At 55.4% G+C, this 12,924-nt stretch carries 7 protein-coding genes; 2 read left to right on the top strand and 5 right to left on the bottom strand.

The features are described 5' to 3' along the window. Window positions 1-171: 171 nt before the first annotated feature. Both P1X16_RS12250 and P1X16_RS12245 read right to left on the bottom strand, forming a co-directional pair. On the bottom strand, window positions 172-2,775 hold the full coding sequence (locus P1X16_RS12250; RefSeq protein ID WP_277229171.1) for a DUF2807 domain-containing protein: 2,604 nt from the start codon (window positions 2,773-2,775) through the stop codon (window positions 172-174). Between the two features lie 53 nt (window positions 2,776-2,828). Then, window positions 2,829-3,191: a PadR family transcriptional regulator gene (locus tag P1X16_RS12245; protein WP_245125756.1), complete on the bottom strand. Its 363-nt coding sequence runs from the start codon at window positions 3,189-3,191 to the stop codon at window positions 2,829-2,831. 389 nt (window positions 3,192-3,580) lie between these two features. Between P1X16_RS12245 and P1X16_RS12240 the strand changes: the two genes are divergently transcribed. Beyond that, window positions 3,581-4,681 carry a PorV/PorQ family protein gene (locus P1X16_RS12240; RefSeq protein WP_277229170.1) on the top strand — a complete coding sequence of 367 codons (1,101 nt, stop codon included), beginning with the start codon at window positions 3,581-3,583 and terminating at the stop codon, window positions 4,679-4,681. A 134-nt stretch (window positions 4,682-4,815) separates the two neighbouring features. Next, on the top strand, window positions 4,816-9,900 hold the full coding sequence (locus P1X16_RS12235) for a C25 family cysteine peptidase (protein WP_277229169.1): 5,085 nt from the start codon (window positions 4,816-4,818) through the stop codon (window positions 9,898-9,900). Between the two features lie 82 nt (window positions 9,901-9,982). On the opposite strand, the gene P1X16_RS12230 is transcribed toward P1X16_RS12235, so the two are convergent. From P1X16_RS12230 to P1X16_RS12220, 3 genes are all read right to left on the bottom strand, one after another. Beyond that, window positions 9,983-10,468, bottom strand: a complete 486-nt coding sequence (locus P1X16_RS12230; RefSeq protein WP_277229168.1) for a dihydrofolate reductase — start codon at window positions 10,466-10,468, stop codon at window positions 9,983-9,985. Window positions 10,469-10,578: 110 nt separating this feature from the next. Beyond that, window positions 10,579-11,526: a methionyl-tRNA formyltransferase gene (gene fmt, locus P1X16_RS12225; protein WP_277229167.1), complete on the bottom strand. Its 948-nt coding sequence runs from the start codon at window positions 11,524-11,526 to the stop codon at window positions 10,579-10,581. 93 nt (window positions 11,527-11,619) lie between these two features. After that, on the bottom strand, window positions 11,620-12,873 hold the full coding sequence (locus P1X16_RS12220; protein ID WP_277229166.1) for a DUF1343 domain-containing protein: 1,254 nt from the start codon (window positions 12,871-12,873) through the stop codon (window positions 11,620-11,622). Between the last annotated feature and the right edge of the window lie 51 nt (window positions 12,874-12,924).

Genomic DNA, 12,924 nt, shown 5'->3' with positions numbered 1-12,924 from the left:
GGGGTCTGCCTTTCACTCACCAGAAAAAATGGACCCTCTTTTTCGTTTCATCAGCAACATAGATGCTGATTCTTAGTGAGCGTTGCCTCACTCACCAGATATTTTTTGTAGACAGCTTTTCAAGTGCAAATTGCTTGCAGCAAATGGCAGTTCAATGAAGACGGCCAGGCATTAGTCTTCGACCGAGCGCACGCTGGAAGCACCGGTAGCGTCTTTCGTTACGTCGGAAGGGTTGCCGCTGTACTCGATTACGCTAGCTCCGATGGCATCAGCTTTCAGGCTTTCGGTTACGCGCAAACGAGCCTTGCTGCCGCCTACCATGTCAATGTCGGCTTTACTAACGGTGAATTCGGGGGCATCTAGCTCGCAGCCGCCAGCTCCGTCAACGCTCAGGTCATCCGCTTTTCCTTGCAATGAAGCGCGGCAGGCACCAGCTAAGTCTATGTCTAAGCTGTTGAAGTCGCCTTGCAGACGGAGTTGGCTGGCACCCGCTTGCTTTACTTGCAAGTCGCCAGTGCTGAAGCCCTGCACGTCGGCCTGAGAAGCACCCACCAATTCCAGCTGGTCCAGCTTGGGCGTTTCGATAGTCACCAACACTTTGTCGGCACCTCTCCATTTGCCGCCGCTCATGAAGTTGCGGTTGCGCGACCGAATAACCAGCTTACCCCCTTCGCGCTCTACACGCAGATCGTCGAGGTGAGAGGTGCTGCCGGCGGCCTTTACCTGATAGGTGCTGCCAGCCCGAATAACCACGCGGTAGGGACCTATGACGCTCACTCCGTCGAAGCCCTCCTCATCGTAGGTGCGACGGCCTGTGCCGTAGTTGTTTTCGTCGGTGTCGAACTCAGTGGCACCGCCGAAGTCGAGGTTTATGTTTGCTTCGTCGTTGTCATCGTCGGTGTCATTGCCACTATCATCGACGCTGCCTCCCATTTCTTCTAAGGTGCAATCAATGCAGTCCAGCTTGTTGCCACGCATCCGAAACGAGTGCTCTTCCACGTTTTCGGGGGTGTGGTTGCCTACGAAGTCTTCATCGTCTAACCAGTTGGCAAAGCCTTCACTGAGGTGGAAAGTACGGTCGCGGGGCAAGCGGATGGTCAGTTCCAAGTCCTGGTCGCGGTAGCGAGCATTAGGTTGGAAAGAGAAATGGTCGTCGAAAATCAGTGTGGAGTCGCTGCGGGTCCGAACAGTATAGGCCACAGTGGTAGCAGCCGTGTTGCTGGCTTCGGCTTCGGAAGAGCCTTTAGCGGAGAGGCGGCGGATTACTTCCACTGCTCGGCCGCTGTCGGCGGCGGCTAAGTCTACATCCACCCACTGGTCCCACTCACGGTCTACTTGGCGGGTTTCGAGGCGCAGTACACGGGCCTTGAGGGCAGGATACTGCTGGCTTTGCTCCACGTCGGCCTCATACTGAAACTCCCGGCTCTGGCGAGCTGCGGCCACCGTCACCCCAATGATGCTCAACAACCACAACCCGAACAACGACCAGCCCATGGTGCGGCTCAGAACGGCGCGGCGCATCAGCAACCCGATACCGAGCAGCAGCATAGCTAGGGTAGGAATGCCGAAGGCCACGAAGCCTGATAGCAAGGCCCAACCGGGTATACCATTAAGAAACACATGAGCGGGCACGTCGCCGGCCATGATGTTTTGCGAGTCTGGAATTAGGCCTATGCCCACGCCCAGGAGAACAACCAAGGCTAGCAGAAAGCTAAACCCGAGTATGGCGAGTAGCACCCCGGCCACGATGCGAATGGCGCTGCCTACGAAGTTGAGCAGGGGGTTTAGGGCGCTGGCTAAGTCCTCGAAAAAGGTGCCCACGGGGCGGTTGTTGCCCGTTCCGGCCTCGAAGGCGTTGTTGCGCACGTTGCTATCAATGCCCGACAGCGTTACGGCGTCGCCGCGCATGCGCATCTTTTCCGAGATAGTCTTGGCCTCAGGAACCAGAATCCAGAGCAGCGGATACAGGATGAAAGAAATGCCGCCTATAAACAAGCCTGCAATAAACAGCACCCGAATCAGCGTCACATCCGAGTTGAGGTAAGCGGCTAAGCCGGCCGATACGCCCCCGACTTTGCCGTTGTCGGTGTCGCGGTAAAACTTCTTGTAGCTCCGGTCTTCCTGCTCGGGCGTGTTGTCATAGCGCTTGGGAAGAGCAATCCACAGGATGATGTAGGAGATGACAGATAGCGCAGCTAGCTTTTCGCCAACTTCCTCTAGCCAGCCAAGGTCATTGAAAGCCAGGGGCACTAGGATGAGCAGCCCCAGAAAACCCAACCGAATCCAGAGAGGGTTGATAGCGAAATAGCGAGCAATACCGCCAGCTACCCCCGCCACTTTGCGGTTGGCCATGTCGCGGTAGAGGCGACGGGGCTCGTCGGTAGTGGTGGTAGTGGTATCGGTGGCCGTGCTGGTGTAGCTGGTTTTGGTGCCAGTGCTGGTGTAGGTACCCGCAGCTGTGCCGCTAGCTACAGCGTCGGCGAGCAACTCGTCGTCGTCCTCGGCGTCTTCGGCGCTTTGGAAGTCGCTCACGCGGCCCATTTTGGCGGTCATGGCCTGCACGTCGTCCAGCGAAATCACCTGCTTGACGCCGGAGAGGCGGGCGGCAAAGATTTCGGCAATACGGCCTTCGATGTCAGCCACTATTTCTTCGTGGCCACGGTAGCCGCTGAAGTGGGCTTTTACTTCGGCCAAATAGCGGCTCAAAACTTCGTAGCCGTCTTCTTCGATGTGGAAGATGATGCCTTGGAGGTTGATGCTGATGTTCTTTTTCATCTCAGTCAGGGGCTGCAACTAGTCGGAAAAAAATCGGGAGGAAGGGCGGGGTGCTACAGCACGACCGGTACAGTGCTCCCGTTGGCGGAAGGCTTTTGGCGAATGATGCGGATGGAGTCCTGTACTTCTTCCCAAGTAAGGCGCAACTGTTGCAGGAAATCCTGCCCGCCATCGGTGAGGGTGTAGTACTTGCGCGGCGGGCCACTCATCGATTCCTTCCAGGTATAATCGAGCAAGCCAGCATTCTTGAGGCGCGTGAGCAGCGGGTAGAGCGTCCCCTCCACCACAATCATGCGGGCTTGGGTTAGTTCTTCGAGCATGTCGGACGCATATACCTCGCCGCGGGCGATAATCTCCAGGATGCAGAATTCCAGAATTCCCTTCCGCATCTGCACTTGGGTGTTCTCTACTTTCATGGGCTTGAGGCGGTAGTCGGTGAAGAATGAGTCAAAGATAATGGAAGGTACTATGTAACGCAAGGTACTGTTGAAAATAATTTCTTAATACTCACTTTTTTAATCCTGGGAAGTATAGAAAAGGTCAGATTTAAGCTCTGCAGGCTGTTTTGGATAACTATTGTGCTAGCGCGAAAACTGCCAAGCGCAAACTGAAACAAAACTTCTACCTGTCTTACGGCAGCTAACAAGGTGTTCTGCTACCCACGGGCGACAGATAAGCTGCCCGATCAAGTTCTCACCTTAACCCATTGATAATAGGCTAATTTATGAGCCATGTAAAGCGTCACGTACTAATATGTAGTACCTTGCGTTGAAAAGCGGACTACTCGTTTTTAGCCCATTTTTCTATGAAACACTTCTTCTATACTACTGCGCTGCTATTCGGTGCCAGCGGCTTGCTGTTTCTTGCTCCTACCGCTGCTTCGGCCCAGGATACAACCCCAAAGTATAGCAACGAATTTCTGAATATCGGTGTCGGGGGCCGGGCACTAGGTATGGGTAAAGTACAAGTCAGTCTTGCCCAAGATGCTACTGCCGGCTACTGGAATCCAGCTGGGCTACTCAACCAAAAAGCAAAATACGATGCCGTTCTGATGCACTCCGAGCTGTTCTCGGGCATCGTCAAGAACGACTATGCGGCCTTCTCCATGCCGCTCGACGACAAAAGTGCCATTGGCATCAGCGCTATGCGCCTAGGCGTCGACGACATAGCCGATACCCGCAACCTAATCAACGAGTACGGCTACATCCAGTACGACCAAATCCGCTACTTCTCCGTGGCCGATTATGCGGTGCTGCTGTCCTATGCCCGCCGCATCGGCAACATTGAAGGGCTTAAAGTAGGCGCCAATGCGAAAGTCGTGTATCGCAACGTCGGCGATTTTGCCAATGCCTGGGGCTTCGGTATTGATGCCGGGGTGCAGTACGACAAAGACGACTGGCATTTCGGCCTCACGGCCCGCGACATTACGACTACCGTTAACGCCTGGACTATTAACTCTGAAAATTTAAGTCCCGTACCGGGCGACACTACGGCAATACCATCTAACAGCACCGAAGTAACGCTGCCCCGCTTTGTGCTCGGTGCGGCCCGGCTGGTGAAGCTGCCCGGTGAGTTTACCGCATTGGCTGCCATCGACCTGGAAATGACTACCGACGGCCAGCGCAATACGCTAGTATCAAGCAAGGTAGCCAACATCGACCCACGGGCAGGCTTGGAAGTTGGCTATAAGGACTTGGTTTTCTTGCGGGGTGGGGTGAGCAACTTCCAGAAGATTAAATCATTCACCGGCAAAGAGGAGTGGAAAATGCAGCCTAGCCTTGGGGTGGGATTGGCGTTGAGTGGCCTGCGCCTCGACCTGGCCTTGTCGCAGTTGGCCATTGAGAAGCTTGGTGGTCGCACCCAAACCAACAACATTATTGTGTCGCTGGGTTACGGTATTAAGTAAGTGATGTACGATAGGGGAGAAGTCTGCCTGTAAATCTTTCAGTAGATATCGAGTAGCTAAGCTATTACCCAGTTTACTCTATGAAGAAACAATACTATTGCAAGCAGCTTCTGGGAATGTGCAGCTTGCTACTAATGTGGCTGCTAACCGCGAATCCAGCAGTAGCTCAGAACGCAAGTCTGTTTGGCAATGAATGGATTGTGCCGAGCCAGCAGTACTACAAAATCAAAGTAACCAAAGACGGTCTTTACCGCCTCGATCAGCAGTACCTAGCTCAGGCAGGCATAACGGGCGTGAACCCCCAGCGGATTCAGTTGTGGCGGCGGGGCCAGGAGGTGGCTATCTACGCCGGTGGCAACCAAAGCACGCTTGATGCCACTACTTTCTTCGAGTTCTACGGCCAGCGCAACGATGGTAAGCTCGACCGCGCCTTCTACAAAGGTGGTTCGGCCGCCCAACCCCACGACCTTTATAGTCTCTACACCGATACCGCTGCGTATTTCCTTACATGGTCGGCCACGACCAATGGGAAGCGGATGACGCAAGTAGCCACGACCCCTACCGCCGCGCCACATCCCACCCGACTGGCTCAGCGGCAAGTGCTGTTCAATGGCAACCCGGTTCAGGGACAGTTTGCTTACGTCAACGACGAGCCGTTTGTGAATGTGTACCAACCCTGGGGCGAGTCGGGGGAGGGTTTCTTGTCGGTCCGGTTTGGAGCCAATGGCCCATTCCAACTAGCTGGCATGGCAACTGACTCTGCTTGGGCAATCAACCGTACAGCTAACAGATTACCACAGGTGGAGCTGTTGTTTGTTGGTGCCTGGAGCGGGCCTCATACCGTGCAGGTAAGTGTTGTTCAGCCAGGTACCAACACTGAACGCATACTTGGTACTGTTTCTTTCAATGGCTACGAGAAACGTTTGTTTCGCTACCCGTTGCAAAACTCCGATATCAATTCCAACGGAACAGTCATTACATACGCCCGTGATCCGGCTCCTAAGATTCCAAACCAGCAACATGGTTTTCGGGTAGGCTTTGTTCGCTACACTTATCCGCAAACCAGTCGGTGGCGCTCCGGGCTAAAGCAGATGGCATTCCTCAACGACTCCACGCTAACAGAGCCAGCCTACTATACAGTGGACAGTTTGCCTTCCACTGTACGTGGTTTCGACCTAACTGATATCAACAACTTGCAGCGCGTGGAAGGCATAGCATTAGCTGGTCAGCAGCGGGGCTATAGCTTCCCTAGTGCTACCGCCAACCAAACGCGCCGCCTGTTGCTCGCCGACGAAGCGCAAGCTGCTGTACCACGGCCAGCTGTGCGCGTACGTTTCCGAACCCTGAATGCCGCTACCTCCAACTTTCTAATTATCAGCCATACCGCGCTGATGCGGCCAGTAGGCAATATCGCCAATCCGGTACGTGCCTACGCCGAATACCGCCACTCAACAGCGGGCGGCCGGTACGATACGGCGGTAGTTACTTCCGAGCAACTCTACAACCAGTTTCATTACGGCGAGAAATCGGTGATGGCTATGCGCAACTATGTGCGCTGGGAGCTAGCTAATTCGCCGGCCAACCAAACCAACTATTTGCTTTTACTGGGAAAAGGCCTAATAGTAGGCGAATACAGTCGAAGCCGATTGGCACCCGCTATTGATTTGGTGCCTTCTACCACCCGCAGTGGCTCCGATAATTTTCTTTCCGCTGATTGGGAAAACAACCAGTACGTCCCCCGAATGCCGACAGGGCGTTTGTCGGCCACACAGCCCCAGGAGATTATTCGGTATCTAAACAAGCTGAAAGAACACGAAGCTTTAGGCGCAGCACCCTGGCGCAAGCACATTGTGCACATGGGCGGGGGAGAAAATGCAAGCGAATACTCACAGTTCGAGAGCTACATAGATAAGTATAAACAGTTGGCTGAAAAGCCGCTATTCGGTGGCCAGGTAGTCAATACGTACCGCCGCCGGTTGTCTGGGGGTACCAACTTCCCGGTGAACATCACGCTGGCACCAGAAGTGAATGCGGGGGTGGCACTGGTTACTTATTTTGGCCACGGATCAACCTCAACTTTTGACCTCAACTTCGGTGATCCTACCGAGCCGGGCAAAGGCTATAACAATCCCGGAAAGTATCCGGTGTTTCTACTAAACGGTTGCGCTGCCAACGCAGTGGACCGCAATACCAATGTCAAAACACTCTCAGAAAACTGGATTTTCGCCGAAAACAAAGGCGCAGTAGGCTTCATGGCAGCATCTGATGAAAGCTTTGCCTATGACCTTGATGCTTTTACGACGGAATTCTATAAAGTAGCCTTCAACGAGCCCGCTTGGTACGGCAAGCCGATACCTGTGTTGCAGGCCGAAGCTGCTCGACGCATGCTGATTACAAACGCTGGTGCTCCTTCAACCATCGCACAAGCTCTTATTAATACGTGGCTTGGGGACCCCGCCTTGCGCTTTTTCTCGCCCGAGCGGCCTGACTTCATTACCAGCAACACCGACTTGCAGATTCAAGCTAACGGTTCCGGGGCGGTACAGGCTTCTTCTCCCAATTTCAAGCTTCTAGTCCACGTCAGCAATCCAGGCAAAATTACCTATGATGCGCTGGACATCCGTATTACGCGTACCTATCCGGCAACCAGCACAGGCACACGTCCCCCGGATATTATCACGCGTACGGTGCGCCAAGCCTGGCATGATACTACCTACACATTTATACTAGATAACACTGGCAATGTATTCGGCGACAACCGATTTGAAGTAGCCCTCGATTATAACAACCGGGTTGCGGAAATAAGCGAGACAAACAACAGCGGCCAGATTACTTTCAACTTCCTGCAAGGCGGCGTAAGGACTATCTGGCCCCCAGATTTTGCCATTGTGCCTGCAACCAACCTGCGCTTAGTAGGCCAAACCAACGACCCCCGGGGTGCCTCCCGGACTTATGAAATGGAACTGGACACGGTTCCTACCTTCAACAGCGCCCTCAAGCAAGCCCGTACCGTTACGACTACCTTGGTCCCTGACTGGCGGCCGACGCTGCCTACCACAGCCGGGCGCGATAGTGTAGTATGGTACTGGCGCTTGCGCTTCCAGACACCCACCGGAGACGAAAGTCCAGACTGGGCTACTAGCTCGTTCCGAGTCATCCCGGGCAGTGCCGGCGGCTGGTCGCAGAGCCACCACGGACAGTTCAAGCGCGACCAGTTGGCGGGTGTGACGGTGGCCGCGCCATCAGGGCGTTGGGATTTCGACGACGTGCAGGAGCCTATTGTCTTGACCACCCGTGGCGGCGGTACCGGCGCACCTACCTTCAATCAGGTGACCGACGGCATCAGCACTTCCACTTCTCCTAACGTGGTCGACTGTGCTACGGCGCAGCCTAATATGATGGTAGCCGTATTTAGTGGCCGTACCCTGCGTCCGGTGCGCAACGTAGCTGGTAGCTACGATTCTTGCGGCCGAGGCAACCTCCGCTTCTACCATTTCGCCAGCAGCGCTTCCGACAACATCAACACCCCAGCCCGACAGGCACAGCTGCAAGCTCTGCTAACTAATGTGCAGCCCGGCGACTATGTGGCGCTGATTTCAATGAACAAAGTGAACTTCTCTACGTTCCCTGCTTCGTTGAAAGCGGCTTTCACTTCTTTGGGCGCGCAACGCATCAACCAGTTGCAAGACGGTGAGCCCTATGCCTTGCTAGTACAAAAAGGACCTAATCCGCGGGTGGTGCGCGAAGCAACGGCTGACCCCGCTAGCTCCACCCCGCCCGTCAATCAAGTATTGATCCTGAACGATACGCTCCTAACCAGAGCAAGCAGCGGCAGAATCACGTCAACCCAAATCGGGCCGGCGCGGCAATGGCTGAACCTCTACCATACAGTCCGCACCCCTGACGCATCAGATAATTACACGCTGAAGCTGATCGGTATTGATAGCACCAATACCGAGCGGGTGCTCGACGCCAATGTCACAAGCCGTAGCCTCGCCTTGGCCAATATCTCGGCCCAGCAGTATCCGTATTTGCAGTTGGTACTGGAACTGCGCGACACCTTGAACCGCACGGCACCACAGCTAGAGCAATGGCTGGTAACTTATCAGGGTGTGCCCGAAGGCATTGTACGCCGCGACTTGGCCACGCCCGCTTCTGTGTACGACCCGGCCAATCTGGCCAAGCAAGCAGCTGAAACGGGCTTTATCACGGTTCCGGTGGTATTTCAGAACGTGTCGTCGATTGACTTTAGTGGCCCGATGAAGGCCAGAATTCAGGTGCGCAACGATGGTACCGGCGTCAAGGAGGCCTTGGTAGATGTGCCGGGCGGGGCTTTGCGCGCTGACAGCCAAGTAAGTTTCGAGGCCAAAGTGAATGTGGTAGGGCTAACCGGAACGCTGCGCGGCAACGTGGTAGTCAACCCTAGTCCGCGGGCTTTGCCAGAACTGTATGCCTTCAACAACGAACTGGTGCTAGACCCCTTCCGCGTAGACGAACGCAACGTCCCGCCTACGTTGGATGTGGCCTTCGACGGTATTCATATTCTCAACGGAGATATTGTGTCGCCCTCGCCGACTGTGATGGTGCAGCTGCGCGATGATGATCGGTTGCGCAAGATTCAGGGCGTTAGCAACTTTGATGTGTTGTTGACGTCACCTGCCCAAGCGACCACTCGAATTGATTTAGCAGGTACTAATGCCCGCTTCTCTTCTGATTCAACCAAAGGCACCGCTCAGCTAGAATTACGAATGGGACAGACGGCCCCCCTTGAAAATGGTATCTATACCCTAGAGGTACAGGGCCGCGACGCTACTGGTAAACCAGCAGCTCTCGAGCCGTACCGCATTACTTTCGAGGTAATCAACGAGTCCACCATCAGCAATATTTACCCGTATCCGAACCCTGTTACCAGCAAAACCAAGTTTGTGTTTACGCTAACCGGTAAGGAGACGCCACGCGACATGAAAATTCAGGTGCTGACGCTAACGGGTAGGGTAGTACGGGAAATCATGATGGCCGAACTAGGGCCTTTGCGGATCGGCAACAACATCTCGCAGTACGCCTGGGACGGTACCGACGAGTACGGCGACAAACTTGCCAACGGTACCTACCTCTACCGCGTCATCCTCGACGAGCCGCAAGACAAGTTCAGCCGCCGCCCTACTTCCGGCGACAAAGCTTTCAAAAAGGACTGGGGCAAGCTGGTGATTTTGCGCTAGTGAGTCCTATCTAACTGAACGGAGAGTTCAAAAATAAGCCCTTGCTGCTCGAGCAGCAAGGGCTTATTTTTTGAAATGCATTCTACCGGCGGCGTAGCGTGACGAAGGTAAACGGGTAAGCGTGCTTGTCGTCGGCCTCGTGTCGTTCCCGGGTTTCCTCACGCCACACGGCGCGGTCAAGGTCGGGGAAGGTGACGTCGCCCTCGAAACTGCGGTGAACCTCCGTCAAATAAATGGTATCGGCAGCGGGTAGGGCTTGGCGGTAAATTTCGGCACCTCCAATCACGAACACCTGCTCGTCGAGTTGGCTGGCAAACTCTAACGCTTCTGGCACCGAGCGTGCTGTCTCGCAACCGTCGGCCTGCCAGTCGGCTTGCCGCGTCACAACGATGTTGGTACGGTTTGGGAGCGGCCGGCCGATGCTCTCGTAGGTGCGCCGGCCCATCACGACAGGGTGGCCCTGGGTGAGTTGCTTGAAGTGCTTCAAGTCGGCGGGTAGGTGCCAGATAAGCTGATTGTCGCGCCCAATTACACCGTTTTCAGCGGCGGCTACTACAAATGCAAGCATCAAGTATTGGTTGAATTGTGAATGATTTAATAAGCAGAAGAATATCTGACGGCCAAGCCAAAATCAGAAGAACCGACAAACTGCGTACGCAGCTAGCCGCCTTTTGCCTATCAACTCTTGAGCAATTCAACGTTGAACCCACGGAGGAAGTCGGCTATAAGCATGCGCTTTTTGCCTTCCAGCTGTACGTCCAGCAACTCGAGCAGGCCATTGCCGGTTTGCACCCGCAAATACGTGCGGCCGTCGGTGTACCAACGGCCAGCGCCACCGCTGTCGGGGCCGCTAGCTTCCTCGTCGTCGAAGGGCTGGGCTTTGAAAACCTTGAGGGTGCGCCCGTCGGGGAGCTGGGTGAAAGCAGTGGGAATAGGAGAGAGGCCGCGTACCAGATTAGCCAGCGCCGTGGCCGACTGAGTGAAATCGAGGCGGCCCGTTTCCTTTTGGATTTTGGGTGCTGCCCGTAGCGTGACACTTTCCGCCTGTGGCAAGCTAGGCGCGGTGCCAGCGGCAATAGCTTGCACGGTGCGCAGCGCCAAAGCGGCACCAGTGGTCTTCAGTTTTTCGTAAAGCGTCCCGAAATCATCATCGGGAGTGATGGGCACCACATCCTGGAAGATCAGGTCGCCGGTATCAATTTCGTGCCGCAGAAAGAAGGACGTTACGCCTGTTTCGGTTTCGCCGTAGATAAGGGCCCAATTGATAGGTGCCGCGCCGCGGTACTGCGGCAGTAACGAGGCGTGGATGTTGATGGAACCCTGCGGTGGCATGTTCCAAACCGCCTCCGGCAGCATCCGAAACGCCACCACCACCTGCAAGTCGGCTGCGTAGCCTTTAAGCTCCGCCTGAAACTCTGGCGACTTAAGATTGGTGGGTTGCAGCACCGGCAGCCCGTGCCGCGTAGCCGCTTGCTTCACGGCCGACTCTGCCAGTTGCCGCCCGCGCCCCGCCGGTTTATCCGGCGCCGTGACAACGGCCACTACCTCACAGCCCGACCAGGTCAGCAACGATTCGAGGGTGGGCACCGCAAACTCGGGGGTACCCATGAAGATGATTTTTAACATTCGTTCGAGTGTTTTTGCCCGCAGCAGTCACGTGACGTTCTGCAACTTCAGCGCAAACTTCAGCGCCACCTGCGGACTAAGGAAGCCTGTAAATCAGTTGAAATCCGGGTACAGCAAATATTTCTTCCGCAGTGCCTTGTACTGAGCTAGTCCCGGCTCCCACGACTTCCGAATTTCCGCTTCCGACTTGCCGGCAATAATTTGCTCGCGCAGGGTGCGGGTACCCGTCAGCTGCTCGAAGTATTTGCCGAAAAACTTGTCTTTGGCTGTGCTTTGTTGATAGAAATCAATCAGGTACTTCGGGGTGAAGCCTATTTCATTGCCAACGGCGCGCAGGTCGAGGCCGTAGCAAGTTTTGCCGTTTTGAGGTGGCGTAGGTGAGCCGGCGTTGGGCTTGGGGGTGAAGCTGAACGGGCGGGTAGTGGGTTGCGTAGGTGCCCCAACTACTTCGAATGGTGTGTCGGTGCCGCGGCCTACGCTCACATCAGTACCCTCGAACAAGCAGATGGTAGGGTAGAGCAGGATGGAATGCTGATTAGGCAGGTTGGGCGAAGGCGCAATCGGTAAGGTGTAGCGCGTAGCGTGAGTGTAGCCCGCTACGGGTACTACCGTCAAGCGGCACTGCTTGCCACCGGCCAGCCATTTCTCGCCGTTAATCATCTTGGCTAGCTCGCCTACGGTCAGGCCATGCACTACCGGAATGGGGTGCATGCCCACAAACGACTTGTGCGCCGGCTCCAGCACCGGACCATCCACGTACCAGCCGTTAGGGTTAGGACGGTCCAGAATCACCACTTCCTTGTTCTGTTCAGCAGCGGCTTCCATCACGTAATGCATCGTGCTGATGAAAGTGTAAAAGCGCGTGCCTACGTCCTGAATGTCAAACACCAGCACGTCTACATCGGCCAGCATTTCGGGGGTGGGCTTCTTGGTGGCCCCATACAACGAACGCACGGGCAAGCCGCTCCGAGCGTCCTTGCCATCTTTGATGGTGGCTCCGTCGGCGGCTTCGCCCCGGAAGCCGTGCTCGGGTCCGAAAATTACCTTTACCGGGACGCCCTTCGCCAGCAGCGTGTCCACTAGAAAAGCCTTGCCCACCCGAGCCGTTTGGTTGACTACCAAGCCCACCCGTTTGCCCTTGAGTTGCGGCAGGTAAAGCTGAAACTGCTCGGCTCCTACGCGCAGCACCGGGGCTGCAGGTGGAGCATCCAGTACTACCTGCGGCGGCGACGAAACAACTACTGTAGCGGGTACTGTAGTGGGGGCAGAAGAGGTAGCAGGGGCTTTGGTGCAGTCGGAAAGCAGTAGCGGGACGCTTAGCAGTACGGCGAAGTTGAATATAGGCATCAGAAAACGAAGCTAGAAAACTGGCCGCAGACACGTAGCTTTACGGCAGTG

It is taken from the genome of Hymenobacter sp. YC55, assembly GCF_029433095.1.
In the GTDB taxonomy this organism is placed as follows: Bacteria; Bacteroidota; Bacteroidia; order Cytophagales; family Hymenobacteraceae; genus Hymenobacter.
Note: the sequence above shows the minus strand (reverse complement) of the source record. Positions and strands in the feature narration are given on the sequence as shown.

What these genes read in the sequence shown, in the direction of transcription:
- P1X16_RS12250 (WP_277229171.1), bottom strand. Translation starts at nt 2,775, where the DNA reads ATGAAAAAGAACATCAGCATCAACCTCCAAGGCATCATCTTCCACATC.
- P1X16_RS12245 (WP_245125756.1), bottom strand. Translation starts at nt 3,191, where the DNA reads ATGAAAGTAGAGAACACCCAAGTGCAGATGCGGAAGGGAATTCTGGAA.
- P1X16_RS12240 (WP_277229170.1), top strand. Translation starts at nt 3,581, where the DNA reads ATGAAACACTTCTTCTATACTACTGCGCTGCTATTCGGTGCCAGCGGC.
- P1X16_RS12235 (WP_277229169.1), top strand. Translation starts at nt 4,816, where the DNA reads ATGTGGCTGCTAACCGCGAATCCAGCAGTAGCTCAGAACGCAAGTCTG.
- P1X16_RS12230 (WP_277229168.1), bottom strand. Translation starts at nt 10,468, where the DNA reads ATGCTTGCATTTGTAGTAGCCGCCGCTGAAAACGGTGTAATTGGGCGC.
- fmt (WP_277229167.1), bottom strand. Translation starts at nt 11,526, where the DNA reads ATGTTAAAAATCATCTTCATGGGTACCCCCGAGTTTGCGGTGCCCACC.
- P1X16_RS12220 (WP_277229166.1), bottom strand. Translation starts at nt 12,873, where the DNA reads ATGCCTATATTCAACTTCGCCGTACTGCTAAGCGTCCCGCTACTGCTT.